The organism is Sphaerisporangium viridialbum (assembly GCF_049674955.1).
Lineage (GTDB): Bacteria > Actinomycetota > Actinomycetes > Streptosporangiales > Streptosporangiaceae > Sphaerisporangium > Sphaerisporangium viridialbum.
Map to the genome: position 1 here is coordinate 551,373 of NZ_CP187232.1, position 14,102 is coordinate 565,474.

At 70.2% G+C, this 14,102-nt stretch carries 16 protein-coding genes; 13 read left to right on the forward strand and 3 right to left on the reverse strand.

What is annotated here, in order from left to right; translation table 11 throughout:
• The first annotated feature begins 9 nt into the window (after nt 1-9).
• The 8 genes from ACOZ38_RS02580 (at nt 10) to ccsB (ending at nt 7,681) form a co-directional block, all read left to right on the forward strand.
• Entirely contained in the window at nt 10-663 is a 654-nt protein-coding gene (locus ACOZ38_RS02580; protein ID WP_405143618.1) for a bifunctional DNA primase/polymerase, read from the forward strand.
• A gap of 60 nt (nt 664-723) precedes the next feature.
• Nucleotides 724-2,028 (forward strand): glutamate-1-semialdehyde 2,1-aminomutase, encoded by a 1,305-nt coding sequence (hemL, locus tag ACOZ38_RS02585; RefSeq protein WP_424528551.1) that lies wholly within the window; start codon nt 724-726, stop codon nt 2,026-2,028.
• A 49-nt stretch (nt 2,029-2,077) separates the two neighbouring features.
• A complete protein-coding gene (locus ACOZ38_RS02590) occupies nt 2,078-3,049 on the forward strand; it encodes a LysR family transcriptional regulator (protein ID WP_424528553.1) in 972 nt (323 codons plus the stop codon).
• 13 nt (nt 3,050-3,062) lie between these two features.
• Entirely contained in the window at nt 3,063-3,704 is a 642-nt protein-coding gene (locus ACOZ38_RS02595; protein WP_424528555.1) for a histidine phosphatase family protein, read from the forward strand.
• Nucleotides 3,705-3,793: 89 nt separating this feature from the next.
• The gene (locus ACOZ38_RS02600; RefSeq protein WP_405143622.1) at nt 3,794-4,372 is read left to right on the forward strand and encodes a TlpA family protein disulfide reductase; all 579 of its coding nucleotides are present in this window, start codon (nt 3,794-3,796) and stop codon (nt 4,370-4,372) included.
• A 12-nt stretch (nt 4,373-4,384) separates the two neighbouring features.
• On the forward strand, nt 4,385-5,116 hold the full coding sequence (locus ACOZ38_RS02605) for a cytochrome c biogenesis CcdA family protein (RefSeq protein WP_424528558.1): 732 nt from the start codon (nt 4,385-4,387) through the stop codon (nt 5,114-5,116).
• Complete coding sequence (resB, locus tag ACOZ38_RS02610; protein WP_424528560.1) at nt 5,116-6,699, forward strand: cytochrome c biogenesis protein ResB; 1,584 nt, start codon at nt 5,116-5,118, stop codon at nt 6,697-6,699. The genes ACOZ38_RS02605 and resB overlap by 1 nt, the downstream gene beginning before the upstream one ends.
• On the forward strand, nt 6,689-7,681 hold the full coding sequence (gene ccsB / locus ACOZ38_RS02615; RefSeq protein WP_424528562.1) for a c-type cytochrome biogenesis protein CcsB: 993 nt from the start codon (nt 6,689-6,691) through the stop codon (nt 7,679-7,681). Before resB ends, ccsB begins: the two co-directional genes overlap by 11 nt.
• Before the next feature lie 123 nt (nt 7,682-7,804).
• On the opposite strand, the gene ACOZ38_RS02620 is transcribed toward ccsB, so the two are convergent.
• The gene (locus ACOZ38_RS02620) at nt 7,805-8,113 is read right to left on the reverse strand and encodes a PLDc N-terminal domain-containing protein (RefSeq protein WP_405143626.1); all 309 of its coding nucleotides are present in this window, start codon (nt 8,111-8,113) and stop codon (nt 7,805-7,807) included.
• A gap of 146 nt (nt 8,114-8,259) precedes the next feature.
• On the opposite strand from ACOZ38_RS02620, the gene ACOZ38_RS02625 reads away from it, so the two are divergent.
• The gene (locus ACOZ38_RS02625) at nt 8,260-9,324 is read left to right on the forward strand and encodes a hypothetical protein (RefSeq protein ID WP_424528564.1); all 1,065 of its coding nucleotides are present in this window, start codon (nt 8,260-8,262) and stop codon (nt 9,322-9,324) included.
• Nucleotides 9,325-9,334: 10 nt separating this feature from the next.
• Entirely contained in the window at nt 9,335-9,580 is a 246-nt protein-coding gene (locus ACOZ38_RS02630; protein ID WP_405143629.1) for a hypothetical protein, read from the forward strand.
• Nucleotides 9,581-9,843: 263 nt separating this feature from the next.
• On the opposite strand, the gene ACOZ38_RS02635 is transcribed toward ACOZ38_RS02630, so the two are convergent.
• Nucleotides 9,844-10,083 carry a BldC family transcriptional regulator gene (locus ACOZ38_RS02635; protein ID WP_189165217.1) on the reverse strand — a complete coding sequence of 80 codons (240 nt, stop codon included), beginning with the start codon at nt 10,081-10,083 and terminating at the stop codon, nt 9,844-9,846.
• A gap of 293 nt (nt 10,084-10,376) precedes the next feature.
• On the opposite strand from ACOZ38_RS02635, the gene ACOZ38_RS02640 reads away from it, so the two are divergent.
• The gene (locus ACOZ38_RS02640; protein ID WP_424528567.1) at nt 10,377-10,577 is read left to right on the forward strand and encodes a DUF4229 domain-containing protein; all 201 of its coding nucleotides are present in this window, start codon (nt 10,377-10,379) and stop codon (nt 10,575-10,577) included.
• Here ACOZ38_RS02640 and ACOZ38_RS02645 read toward each other — a convergent pair.
• Nucleotides 10,574-11,872, reverse strand: a complete 1,299-nt coding sequence (locus ACOZ38_RS02645) for a hypothetical protein (RefSeq protein WP_424528569.1) — start codon at nt 11,870-11,872, stop codon at nt 10,574-10,576. The two genes, ACOZ38_RS02640 and ACOZ38_RS02645, sit on opposite strands and share 4 nt — an antisense overlap.
• Before the next feature lie 77 nt (nt 11,873-11,949).
• On the opposite strand from ACOZ38_RS02645, the gene ACOZ38_RS02650 reads away from it, so the two are divergent.
• Together ACOZ38_RS02650 and ACOZ38_RS02655 are read left to right on the forward strand one after the other, a co-directional pair.
• Complete coding sequence (locus ACOZ38_RS02650) at nt 11,950-12,684, forward strand: demethylmenaquinone methyltransferase (protein ID WP_424528571.1); 735 nt, start codon at nt 11,950-11,952, stop codon at nt 12,682-12,684.
• Between the two features lie 128 nt (nt 12,685-12,812).
• Complete coding sequence (locus ACOZ38_RS02655; RefSeq protein ID WP_424528573.1) at nt 12,813-14,087, forward strand: geranylgeranyl reductase family protein; 1,275 nt, start codon at nt 12,813-12,815, stop codon at nt 14,085-14,087.
• Nucleotides 14,088-14,102 lie beyond the last annotated feature (15 nt).

Genomic DNA, 14,102 nt, shown 5'->3' on the forward strand with positions numbered 1-14,102 from the left:
AGGAACACGATGGTGGGGGTACCACTGACGGCTCGCCGGGCGAAAAGGCGCGGTCGTTCCCATGCGAAAGCGCAGACGATCGCCTCGGTGCTCGAGTACGCCGAGCTGGGGTGGGCGAGCTGTCTGGGCGCCCATCCACTGCGTGAGGGACGCCGGGCGTGTTCGTGCGACCGCGTCGGCTGTCCCGACCCGGGGGCCCATCCGCTGTCTCCGGCCTGGCAGATGATGGCCACCACGGACACCGCGCTGCTCACCCGCTGGTGGGAGCAGAATCCCGAGGCGAGCGTGATCCTTCCCACGGGCAGGGTGTTCGACGTCTTCGACGTACCCGCGGCGGCGGGCCAGACCACCCTCGCCGCCATGGAGGCCTCTGGCTTCGCGACGGGCCCGGTTGCCGCAGGCGGCGACCGGGTCCTTTTTTACGTCGCCACACGAGGCGCTCCCGAGGACGAGGACGAGTGGTGGTCCTGCCACCTCGACTACGGCCCCGAGACCATCGAGGACTCCCCAGGGCTCCGCTGGCACTGCCGCGACAGCTACGTCATCGCCCCGCCGTCGTCGCTGGCCGACGGCAGCCAGGCCCGCTGGCTGCGGCCACCCGACGGGCGTCCCCTTCCCGACCCGCTGCACGTCCTCGACCGCCTGGCCGACGCCATCGACTGAGAGCCGTCGCGCCCCCTACTCGGCTGACGGGCCTCGCCACGCGGGGACTAACCTTGACGCGTGAGCCTTACGAAGATCTCAGAGGACCTGTTCGAACGCGCCCGGGCCGTCGTGCCGGGCGGCGTGAACTCCCCGGTACGCGCCTTCGGCGCCGTCGGCGGCACCCCGAGGTTCATGGAGTCGGGGCAGGGCCCCTACATCGTCGACGCCGACGGCAACCGTTACGTCGACCTGGTCTGCTCCTGGGGTCCGATGATCCTCGGGCACCGGCACCCCGCCGTCGTCGAGGCGCTCACCGAGGCCGTCTCGCGCGGCACGTCCTTCGGCACGGCAACGCCGGGTGAGGTCGAACTGGCGGAGGAGATCGTCTCCCGGGTCGACCCGGTCGAGAAGGTCCGGCTGGTCAGCTCGGGCACCGAGGCCACCATGTCGGCGGTGCGGCTGGCGCGCGGCTTCACCGGCCGCTCCCGCGTCGTCAAGTTCGCCGGGTGCTACCACGGGCACGTGGACGCGCTGCTCGCCTCCGCGGGCTCGGGCGTGGTGACCTTCGGGCTTCCCGACACCCCCGGTGTGACGGGCGCGTCGGCGGCCGACACCATCGTCCTTCCCTACAACTCGCCCGAGGCGGTCACCGAGGCCTTCGAGGCCTTCGGCGACGAGATCGCCTGCGTGATCACCGAGGCCTGCCCCGCCAACATGGGCGTGGTGCCGCCCCGCCCGGGGTTCAACGCGCTGCTGCGCGAGCTGTGCACGGCCAGGGGCGCCCTTCTCATCATCGACGAGGTGCTGACGGGCTTCCGCGTCTCCGCCTCCGGCTGGTACGGCCTGGACCCTGTGGACGCCGACCTGATGACGTTCGGCAAGGTCATGGGCGGCGGCCTGCCCGCGGCGGCGTTCGGCGGCCGGGCCGAGGTCATGGACCGTCTCGCGCCCGAGGGCCCCGTCTACCAGGCGGGCACCCTCTCGGGCAACCCCTTGGCGTGCGCCGCCGGCCTCGCCACCCTGCGGGCCTGCGACGAGGAGGTGTACGACCGGGTGGACGCCGCGGCCCTGATCATCGGCCGCGCCGCGTCGGACGCCCTGGCCACCGCAGGGGTACCCCACCGGCTGCAGACGGCGGGCAACCTGTTCTCGGTCTTCTTCACCGCCGACCCGGTCACCGACTTCGCGGGCGCGCAGACCCAGGACACCTCGGCGTACCGCGCGTTCTTCCACTCCATGCTCGACCAGGGCGTCTATCTCCCGCCGTCGGCGTACGAGGCGTGGTTCCTGTCCGCGGCGCACGACGAGGAGGCCCTCACCCGGGTCGCCGAGGCGCTGCCCGCCGCTGCGAAGGCCGCCGCTTCCGCGTCCTCGCGGGGCTGACCCTTCAGCTCGGGCGAGATTTACGCGATAAATCGTTTAGCATCGCTATATGCTGGATTTGCACCGTCTCAAGGCCCTGCACGCCGTCGCCGTCTACGGCTCGGTCGGCGCCGCCGCCGAGGCGCTCATGGTGACCCCGTCGGCGATCTCCCAGCAGCTCGCCAAGCTCGAACGCGAGACCGGTTCCACGCTCATCGAGCGCAGCGGGCGCGGGGTGAAGCTCACCGACGCGGCCGGCCTGCTCGCCGAGCACGCCGAGCGCATCCTGGCACTGGTGGAGACGGCGGAGGCCGATTTCGAGGCGCTGCGCGGCACGGTCGTCGGGCGCCTGTTGATCGCCGCCTTCCCGACGGCCGCCAGGGGCGTGCTCCCGACCGCACTGAGGGAGCTGAAGCACCGCCATCCCGACCTCGACCTCGTGCTCTACGAGCGGGAGCCCGAGCGTCAGGTGCGCGAGGTGGCCCGGGGCGAGCTCGACCTCGCCCTGGTGCAGGACTGGCTGAACCGTCCGATGGCCATTCCTGAGGGGCTCTCGCGGGCCCCGCTCTTCGACGACGTGGCCGACGTGGTGGTGCCCGCGAGCCATCCCCTGGCCGACCGGCGCGAGATCGACCTCGCCGAGCTGCACGGCGAGCGGTGGATCAGCTCCTCACCGGGCACGGTCTGTCACGACTGGCTGGTGTTCACCCTGAGGACGGCGTCGCTGGAGCCGGAGTTCTCCTGCATGGCCGACGAGTACCCGACGCAGATCGCCCTGGTCGGGGCCGGGCACGGCTGTGCCATCGTGCCGCGCCTCGGCAGGGAGACACTGTCGGCCGACGTCCGGGCGGTGCCGATCCTGCCTCGGCCGACCCGCCGCATCTTCGCCCTGTGGCGCACCGACGCCGCCAGGCGCCCGGCGATCCGGGCGGCCGTCGACGTGCTGCGGCAGATGACGCCGCCCTCGGGGCTGCTGTCCGTCTCCGGCGATGTCGGCACGTCCGCCACGTCAGGTCATGCCGCGGCCCGTTCTGGCCAGTAGGCTGGTGTCCGTCATGACTGAAAGCACCGTTGTTCACCTGCTCCGCCATGGAGAGGTGCACAATCCCCAGGGTCTGCTCTATGGCAGGTTGCCCGGATACCACCTCTCGGAGAACGGTCGCTCGATGGCCGAGATGGTGGCCAAGGCGCTCGCGGGGCGCGACATCGTCGCGCTGTACAGCTCCCCGCTGGAGCGCGCCCAGGAGACCGCCACCCCCCTGTCGAAGACGCTGGAGCTCCCGATCCAGACCGACACCAGGCTGATCGAGGCCGACAACGTCTTCGAGGGCCTGGCCGTCGGCGGCATGTTCCGGGCGCCCGCCAACTACCGCCATCTGTGGAACCCCGCCCGTCCCTCCTGGGGCGAGCCGTACGTCGACATCGTGAAGCGCATGCGCCCCGTGATCGACGACGCGCGCGCAAAGGCGCGGGGGCACGAGGTCGTGCTGGTCAGCCACCAGCTCCCGATCTGGGTCATCCGGCTGGCCGCCGAGGGCCGCAGGCTGGCGCACGACCCCCGCAGGCGCCAGTGCGCGCTCGCGAGCCTCACCAGCTTCACCTTCGAAGGCGACCGGCTGACCAGCGTGGGCTACAGCGAACCGGCAGGGGTGCTCATCAAACCGCCTAAACTACTCAAATCGGCCAAACGGCGGTAGTCACCGGAGCCGCCCCGATTTCGAGGGCGTGCGGTGCGCTGGGTAGGGTTTGAAGCTCTACCGCTTGTAGTGCAAGGAGATCCTCCTCCGTGTCCGCGAAGTCACGTGCCCTCGTCACCATGGTGCTGGCCATGACGGCTCTCGCGGGCTGCGCCGGAACCCAGGCATCCCAGCCCCAGTCGGGCGACACGCGCTTCGTGGCGGGCAACGGCGCGGTGCAGCTCTTCCCGGCCGGGCAGCGGCAGGCGGCCCCCGCGATCGAGGGGGAGACGCTGGAGGGCACCCCCGCGAGCCTCGCCGACCACAAGGGCCGGGTCGTGGTGCTGAACTTCTGGGCCTCCTGGTGCGCGCCCTGCCGCAGCGAGGCCCCGGTGCTCAAGGACATCGCCGCCAAGACCAAGGACCTCGGCGTCCAGTTCCTCGGCGTCGACTTCAAGGACGACAAGGCGCAGGCCATGGCCTTCCAGCGCACCCAGCAGCCCGGCTATCCCAGCCTGTACGACCAGCCCGGCAAGGTCGCGCTGGCGTTCCACGGCATGGTCAACCCCGCCGCGATCCCCTCCACGCTCGTGCTCGACCGGCAGGGCAGGGTCGCGGCCCGCGCTCTCGGAGAGGTCAAGTATTCCGACCTCTACGACGTGGTCACCAAGGTCGGCGATGAGAAGTAGCGGCGGTGCGCCGTGAGCGACCTCACGACCACCGTCGCGGCCGGCTCGCTCATCGTGGCCCTGCCCATCGCGCTGGCGGCCGGGCTGGTGTCGTTCCTGTCGCCGTGCGTGCTGCCGCTGGTCCCCGGATACCTGTCGTACGTCACGGGCATGAGCGGCGACCCCAGGCGCGGGCGCATGGTGGCGGGCAGCGCCCTGTTCGTGCTGGGCTTCTCCCTGGTCTTCGTGCTGGGGGGCGCGCTGTTCGGCGGGCTCGGGCAGATGCTGTTCGGCAACGCCGAGGTGGTCACCCGCGTGCTCGGCGGCCTCACGATCGTGCTCGGCCTCGGCTTCCTCGGCCTGATCCCCGGCCTCCAGCGGGACGTGCGCATCCACCGCTTCCCCGCCGCCGGCATCGCGGGCGCGCCCCTGCTCGGCGTGGTGTTCGGCCTCGGCTGGACCCCGTGCATCGGCCCCACGCTGTCGGCCGTGCTCACGCTGTCGCTCGACCAGGGCAGCGCGGTGCGGGGCGCGGTGCTGGCCTTCGCGTACGCGCTGGGCCTCGGCCTGCCGTTCGTCCTCGCGGCCTTCGCCTACCGCAGGGCGCTCCACACGTTCAAGGCGGTACGCCGCCACTCCCAGCTCATCACCCGCATCGGCGGGGCCATGCTGGTCCTCGTCGGCGTGCTGCTGGTGACCGGCCTCTGGGGCCAGATCATCGCGGGCATGCAGGGCTGGGTGGGCGGATTCGAGCCGATGATCTGATGACATTCACCCAGGAGGTCCGCGCTGACCCGGTGCGCCCCGCCGGTCTCGGCCCGGTGGGCTGGCTGCGCTGGGCCTGGCGCCTGCTCACCTCGATGCGCACGGCGCTGATCCTGCTGTTCCTGTTCGCGCTGGCCTCCGTGCCGGGCTCGATCTACCCGCAGCGGTCGATCAGCCCCGAGAAGGTCGCGCAGTACTTCAAGGACAGCCCCGGCGCGGCCAAGTGGCTCGACCGGCTCGGGCTCTTCGACGTCTTCACCTCGCCGTGGTTCGCGGCGACGTACCTGCTGCTGTTCCTCTCGCTGGCCGGATGCGTCATCCCCCGGGCGGCCGCCCACCTGCGCGAGGTCCGGCGCACGCCTCCGGCCGCCCCGCGCAACCTGTCCAGGCTTCCCCAGCACGCGTCCTTCGAGGCCCCCGGCGCCACGGTGGAGTCCATCGCCGCGCAGCTCAGGAAGAAGCGCTTCCGCACGGTCACCGGCCCGGGCTGGGTGGCCGCCGAGAAGGGCTACCTGCGCGAGACCGGCAACCTGCTGTTCCACGTCGCCCTGCTCGCCCTGCTGGTGGCGGTCGGCGCGGGCGGCCTGTACGGCTACCGGGGCAACGTGCTGATCGTCGAGGGCAACGGCTTCGCCAACACCGTGGCGGCCTACGACAGGTACATCCCCGGCCAGAACGTGTCGGCGGAGTCGCTGGAGCCGTTCTCCTTCACGCTCAAGGACTTCCAGGCCACCTACGTCGCCACGGGCGACCGGCGCGGGCAGCCGCTCGACTTCTCGGCCGCGCTCATGGTGACCGACCGCCCAGGCGCGCGTGAGCGGCCGTACGACCTGCGGGTCAACGAGCCGCTGGACGTCAACGGCACCCAGACCTACCTGATCGGGCACGGGTACGCCCCGACGTTCAAGGTCCTCGACGGGAAGGGGCAGGTGGCCTTCGAGGGGTCGGTGCCGTGCCTGACCGCCGACCAGATGACCTACACGTCCGAGTGCGTGATCAAGGTGCCGGACGCCGTGCCCGACCAGCTCGGATTCCTGGTGCGCTTCCTGCCGACGACGGTTCCCGCGCAGGACGGCTCGTACGTCTCGGTCTTCCCCGGCGCGGCCAACCCCACGGCCCAGGTGTTCGCCTTCTCCGGCGACCTCGGGATGAAGTCGGGGGAGCCGCAGTCGGTCTACCAGCTCGACACCAAGAACCTCAAGCCCCTGGTCATGGGGCTCAAGACCAAGCCGCTCGCCGTCGGCGAAACCCTGCCGCTGCCGGGCGGCGCCGGGTCGATCCAGCTCACCGGGGTGCGTGAATGGATCAGCCTCCAGATCGCCTATGACCCTGGCAGGATCCCGGCCCTGCTCGCCGCGGGCCTTTCGGTCCTCGGGCTCGTGCTCTCGCTCACCGTCCGCCGCCGCCGGGTCTGGGCGCGGGTGAAGGAGGGCGAGGGCTCCACCGAGGTCGAGGTCGGCGGGCTGACGCGCACCGAGGGCGGCCCCGGCTTCGCCGAGGAGTTCTCCCAGATCGTCACGGCCCTTCGAGGTCCCGAGGCCGGCGATGCCGCCTCGCGTCAAGGAGTAAAGGATGCCCACTGACGTCAACTCAGGGCTCGCCACGCTCAGCGACCAGCTGATACTGGCGACCGTCCTGCTGTATGTCCTCGCCATGATCGGCTACGCGCTCGACCTCGGCTTCGGCCGGGCCCGGCCGGCCGAAGCGGCGCGCGAACTCGTCCCCGTCGGCGGCGGCACGGCCGTCGCCGAGGCGGGTGAGGCCGGCACCACCGCCGCCCGTACGGGGGAGGCCGGAGCGGGCTCCACGGGCGCGGGTGACGCGGGCCGCACACCGCCCGCCTGGACCGCCCGGGCGGGCACTCTCGCGGTCGCCGTGAGCTTCCTCGGGTGGGCCGCCAACCTCGGGGCCATCATCACCCGGGGCGTCGCGGTGGGCCGCTGGCCGTGGGGCAACATGTACGAGTTCGTGGTGGCGATCTGCTTCGCCGCCGTGACCGCGTTCCTGGTGATGCAGGCCCGCCAGCCGGTGAGGTTCCTCGGGGCCTTCGTCTCGGTCGCGGCGGCACTCGGGCTCGGCTTCGCCGTCCGCTACCTGCACGTGCAGGCGGGGCCGGTCGTGCCCGCGCTCAACTCGTACTGGATCGCCATCCACGTCACCGCGGCGATCTTCGCGAGCGGCCTGTTCATCGTCGCCGGGGTCTCTGGCATCCTGTTCCTGACGCGCAAGGACGGCCCATCCCGGCTGCCCGGGCGTGACGATCTGGAGCGCGTCGCCCACCGGGCCATCGTGATCGCCTTCCCGATCTGGACGTTCGCGGTGATCGCGGGCGCCCTGTGGGCGGACAAGGCGTGGGGCCGCTACTGGGGCTGGGACCCCAAGGAGGTCTGGGCGTTCATCACCTGGATCGCGTACGCGGCGTACCTGCACGCGAGGGCCACCGCCGGTTGGCGCGGCAGGGCGGCGGTGATCGTCCAGCTGGTCGCCTTCGGGTGCCTGCTGTTCAACCTGATCGGCGTGAACATCTTCCTGTCGGGCCTGCACTCCTACGCGCAGGTGCCCTGAGCCCCTAAGCGTCCCCTGAACGGCCCGCTGCTCCCCTACGAGCGGGCCGTTTCGACGTCCGTGCCCGCCGATCGGGCCGGCACGGGCGTGCTGTCTCCAGGCGGTCAGGGAGACGCGCGGGGGTCAGTCGTCCTCCCTGCGGAGGCGACGGTCTAGGTCGCGGAGGAAGTCGGGGTCGTCGTCGGGTCCACGGGGCACGGAGGGCCGGGGGCGGCCGGAGCGGCCGATGCGCTGCCGCTGAACTGCCTGCTCACTCTGGGGGCGGCCGAGCAGCAGCCACAGGAGGCCGCCGAGGTCGACCAGGAGGACGACGATGAGAACCCACAGAAGCTTGGGCAGGTTCCTTACGTCCTCCTCCGGTGTGGTGATCACATCGAACAGGCAGTAAAGCCAGAAGGCTAACAGGGCCAGGCCAAGAAGCACGCTAGGCATGTCCGCAGCGTAAGCCATTCGACGGTAGATCGTGTTTTCGGGGCGTGACAGCGTGCCGCGGATCCATCCCCGTAGGACATTCCTGATGACTTCCCGAGCGGCCTCGTCGTACCGTGGACCGTGACCACGCTTCGCGGACGGGAGAGGTGCGTGCAGATGTTCGCGCTCGCTCGGGCCCCCTGGCCGTCGCCTTGACGGCGTACTCCGGCGACAGGGGTCGCCATCGCAGGGGCCCGCGCTGGCGGCAGAAGGCGCCGTACGGCCTTCCCCGCCGTGGAGAGGTCCCCCGCGAGGGAACCCCCGAGCCCTCGGACGGGCGTCCCGAGTCCTTCCGCGAGGGCCGTCCTGAGTCGTTCCGCGAGGGCCTTGAGGGCCGCGAGGGCCGCGCTGACCAGGCACGCGACCGCGCGGACTACCGCGACAGCGGGCGCAGGGCGAACCGCCGCGAGAGCCGCGCCGACGCGTTCTGGGAGGGCGAGCAGCCCAGGGCCGATGCCATGCGGGCCGTCACCGCCCCCGTGGTCGACAGGCCGCAGTACATCTGGCGCGATTTCGAGCTGGACGACGAGCCCCCGCTGGCCCAGCCCAACTCGCCCGACACGCCCGACCTGCGCGACGGGCTGCGGCACTGCGGGCCGCTCGAACAGATCCTCTACCGCCAGTGGGACGCCCTGGACGGCCCCCCGTCGGCCGACGCGGTGCGCGCCGTGGACAGCCTCGCCAGGCTCCCCGAGCGCCTGAAGGCCCTCCTGGCGGTCGGACTCGACGGCATCTACGTCGGGCCGGGCGGCGTGCCCGATCTGGACGACATGGGCTATCTCCGGGGCGCACCGCTGCCCTCGGGCAAGGCGACATGGGACATCTGCGCCGGCGCGTACGGCGACCGCAAGATCGTGGTGGGTGACCGGCCCTCGCCCACGCCCGACGTGATGATGCACGAGACCGGTCACGCCCTCGACGACATCGACGCCGCGCACGGCGAATGGGTGTCCGACTCGCCGGAGTTCGTCGCCCTCTACGAGGAGTGCGGGCACCTGTTCGCCTCGGCGTTCCACAAGCAGCCGGGTGGCCTCGGCCGCAAGGAGTTCTTCGCCGACGCCTTCGCGGCCATCGCCTCCCGGCAGCGGCCGGCACTGGTCGACATGCTGAACGGAGACACCCGCGCCGCTCTCAATGTCATGCTCTTCTTCAACCGGCGCTACGGAATCTAGGTGATCCGCCATGTACGTCATCCGGCTCGCGGACGGGACGTTGCGGATACCGCATTCCCTCACCAGTGACGACGGCCGCCTGATCGGCAACGCCTACGTGGAGCTCGCTCCCAGCGACCCCGACTACGACCGCTGGCTGCCCGAGTCCATCACCGAGGAGCAGGACGCCGAGCGGCGCAGACGCTGGAAGGACGAGAACGACGAGCTGGAGCGTGAGTTCCTGGCGTTCAAAGAGTCACAGGCCACTGACCACTGAGCCGCGGAGGCCGCCCCGGGCCGGGTCGCGTGCCGCCCGGCGTGCCCGCTCGCGGCGCCGGGAAGCGGAGCCGCTCGGAAGGCCGCACCGGCCGGACACGGAACACAGATCGCACCCGAAAAAGCATTAAAGGCGCGTCCCAAAAAAAGAACAGTGACCCTGCGGCTTCCGGGGGGCACGCAGGATCACCGGGTGGTGCGACTTGGCTTGGAGTTCACCGTGCTCCCGATGGTCGCCGGGGACGGCGTTCCCTCGCCTGTACATCAGACACGCGGTGAGTCGCCGCTCGGCCGTTCGGCCGTTAGGACTTCCTCGCCACGCAGGAGAGCGTGCACCTCCGACTCGCGGAAACGCCGGTGCCCTCCGGGGGTACGGATGCTGCTGATGCGGCCTGCCGCTGCCCAGCGCGTCACCGTTTTTGGATCGACCCGGAAGAGGGCGGCAACCTCTCCGGGGGTCAGCAGACGTTCGCTGCTACTCTCCACAATCTCTCCCCCTCGCATCCCGCATCCTGAAGCGGGCGGACAGGTATCCAGTTTGCCGAGCGAAATCTGATATATCCGTGATTTAGATCGAAAGATCACGGGTTGTTATCAGCTGACTGCCCGTTTGTTATATGATAGAGCCTCTTTGGGGCGCTCGTGGGTGTTTCTTTACAAAAGCGCCGTGTTGGGAACACTAGCAGTGCTCGCTCCCGATGCGAAGTGAGCGGTGTAAAGCTCCACGGACGTAATCGGCTCCCGTCCAGTGGAGGCCGTAGACCGCTCCAGCGGGCAGGTGACGTAACCTCGACGTTGTGCGATCGTTTCTCGTTTACACCGCGTCACGGCTTGGTCTGTTCGCCGTCACCCTTGGTGTCCTCTTCCTGATCGGCATCCACGACGCCTTCTGGCTCATTGTGATCAGCTTCGTGATCAGCGGGATAGCCAGCTACGTGCTGCTGTCCAAGCAGCGAGACGCGGTGAGTGAGCAGATCAGCAAGGGCCACAGGGGTTAGGGAAGCGGGAACATGCCGACCCGGGCATGGTACTCGTGTCCGAGGTGCGTGGTGTCGCTTCCGACGAGAAGGCCGCCTTTGTGAGCCAGGAACGCTTTGACACCGATGCCCCGGTCGCGAGTTGGGTTCCATGTGAGTGCTCTGCCGGTGGTGGGGTGAATCGCTCCAATGCCGGGTCGCGCCACCGCTCCGGGCCCCGCTGAGTCCGACCCTCGGGGGTTGTTCAGCCACCGCTGATGGCCGCCGACGTAGACCGCCGCCCCGGTCACCGCGACCGAGTACAGCGAGTCGCCGCCGGTGAAGTTGACCCATGTGGGCCTGATGGTGTCACCGTGTGAATAGGTCTCGAAGCGCGCCGCTGAATCGCACAGCTTCTTGGCGCCCTTGGCTCCTCCTGTCGTCACGATGACGAAATACTGTCCATCTGGTGAGAAATCCAGGCCTCGCACGTAAGAGGGGAACACGTCCTTACAGTCGGCCGCGTACGCCTCGGTGTGCCAGTCGGTTACCGAAGGCCGTGCTGCGCCGATGTCGATCAGTCCCAACTGCGGGCGGCGCAGCCCGTCCAGTGTGGTGAAGGAGCCGTCCACCGCGAGCCGGTCGCGGGAGGCGGCCATCGCGTAGACCTTGAGGCTGCCGCCGCGCCCGCCTCCCGGCGTGACGGTGAAGGACGGGTCGACCGCCCCGGTGGCCGCGTCGAGGCGGGCCAGCGCGGCGCGGCCGGTGCGGCCGATGCCGGTGAAGTCGCCGCCGACGTACAGCCTGCCGCTGTGGAGTACGAGGGCGGAGACGTCACCCCCGCGCACCGGGGCGGAGAAACCGGCGACCGGCGAGCCGTCGGCGAGGCTGAACCGGGCCAGGCCGCGGCCGGCCCCGAGCGCGCCGCCGGCCGCGCCTCCGGCGGTGACGAACGCGCCGCCGGCGTAGACCGAGCCGTCCGGGCCGGCCGCCAGCGCGTTGACCGGGCCGTTCAGCAGGGGGGCGAAGCGGGGGTCCACCTTGCCGGTGGCGAGGTCGTAGGCGAAGAGGTTGCTTCTCGGCAGCTTCGCGGAGCCGCCCGCCTCGCGCACCTCGCTGAACGCGCCGCCGACGACGACGGTGCCCCCGACCAGGGCGAAGGCGTTGACGATGCCGTCGAGCACGTGGGGGGTGGTGTCCACGGGGTCGGCCGAGACGACGTGGGTGTGCGCGATGTCCCCCGCCGAGGCGGGGACGCAGGGAAGGACGGCGAGGGCTCCCGCGAGCAGCGGGAGGGCTATGACGGCCGACTTGCGGGTCGACTTTCGGGCAAACATTCGTCAAGTCCTAGCAGACGCTGGGTAATGAGGCGGCTACTTTGGGTCGATCACGTCATGCGCACTAAGCTTGTCGCATGACGCGTGCATCCTTGGACAAACAGCCGCACGAGGTGGCGGCGATGTTCGACCGCACGGCCCGGCGCTATGACTTGGTCAACGATGTCCTGTCGCTGGGCCAAGACCGGTCATGGCGCAAGGCCACCTCGGTCGCCGTCGACGCCGGCCCGGGTGAGCTCGTCCTCGACCTCGCGGCCGGCACCGGCACCTCGACCGACGCCTTCACCGGCCTCGGGGCGCGGGCGATCGCCTGCGACTTCTCCCTCGGCATGCTGCGCACGGGTGCCGAGCGGCGCGGCGGGTCGGGGCTGCATGGCGGGGGGGTGCGCGGCGTCACGTTCGTCGGGGGCGACGCGCTCAGGCTTCCCTTCGCGGACGACACTTTCGACGCGGTGACGATCTCGTTCGGGCTCCGCAACGTCAACGACACGGTCGAGGCGCTGCGCGAGATGCTGCGGGTCACCAAACCGGGCGGGCGGCTGGTGGTGTGCGAGTTCTCCAGGCCCACGGTGAAGTCCTTCGAGCTGGTTTACACGCAATACATCATGAAGCTCCTGCCACCCGTCGCCCGCGCCGTGAGCTCCAATCCCGACTCCTACGAATATCTCGCCGAGTCGATCCGCGCCTGGCCTGATCAGGCCAGTCTCGCCCGGCTTCTCCAGGAGGCGGGCTGGGAACGGGTCGAGTGGCGCAATCTTTCGCTCGGCATCGTGGCACTGCATCGGGCTGGTAAACCAACCGTGAGCAAGTAGGTAAGCTCCATCTGACATCGGGCAGGGAAAAAGGGTTAGACTTCCGCCGACAAGTTTGTGAAGTGGTTCACAAAGGAACGAAGGCCCCAAACCCCGAGGCCCTCGACACCCAGGACAGGACAGGTCCCGTGAGCGAGTCAGCTCCCGCGGCGGACGCCGACATCATCGTCGTCGGTGCCGGACCGGCGGGTTCGACCACGGCTTTCTACCTCGCACAGGCCGGCTTCGACGTGCTGCTGCTGGAGAAGACCCGATTTCCGCGCGAGAAGGTGTGCGGAGACGGGTTGACGCCGCGCGCCGTCAAGGAGCTGATCGCCATGGGCGTCGACATCGACGCCCCGGGGTGGATCAGGAACAAGGGGCTCCGGGCCGTCGGCGGCGGCATGCGCCTCGAGCTCGCCTGGCCGGAGCTGTCGAGCTTCCCCGACTTCGGCCTCGTGCGCACGCGTCTCGACTTCGACCAGATCCTGGCGGACAACGCCGAGCGTGGAGGGGTCAGGGTGCTGCAGGGCGTGAACGTCACCGGTCCGGTGCTCGACCCGCGCGGCGGCCACATCGTCGGAGTGACCGCCAAGCTCGACGGCGAGCCGGTGACCTACCGCTCGCGCCTTGTCGTGGCCGCCGACGGCAACTCCACGCGGCTGTCCCTGTCGATGGGCCTGCACAAGCGCACCGACCGCCCGATGGGCGTCGCCGTGCGCACTTACTACACCAGCCCCCGCCACGACGACGACTGGCTGGAGACCTGGCTGGAGCTGTGGGACACCGAGCCGGACGGCTCCTCCCGGCTGCTGCCCGGCTACGGCTGGGTGTTCGGCGTCGGCGACGGCACCAGCAACGTCGGCCTCGGGCTCCTGAACACCAGCGACGCGTTCCAGAACATCGACTACCGCGATCTGCTGCGCCGCTGGGTCAAGAACATGCCCTCCGAGTGGGGGTTCTCCGAGGAGAGCATGACCGGGCCGATCCGGGGCGCCGCGCTGCCGATGGCCTTCAACCGGCAGCCCCACTACACCCGCGGCCTGGTGCTCGTCGGCGACGCGGGCGGCATGATCAACCCCTTCAACGGCGAGGGCATCGCCTACGCGATGGAGACCGGGCGCATCGCCGCCGACACCATCGTCACGGCCCTGTCCGGCACCACCCCCGCCCAGCGGGAGCGCGTCCTGCGCGCGTACCCGCAGACGCTCAAGGACGCCTACGGCGGCTACTTCACCCTCGGGCGGCTGTTCGTCGAGGCCATCGGCAAGCCCGGCGTGATGGGGTTCCTCACACGGCACGGCCTGCCACATCCCACTCTGATGCGGTTCGCTCTGAAACTCCTTGCTAATCTCACGGACCGGCAGGGCGATGCGTCAGACCGGATCATCAACGCCCTGTCCAAGGTCACGCCGCCGGCATGACACAGCACCCGGAAC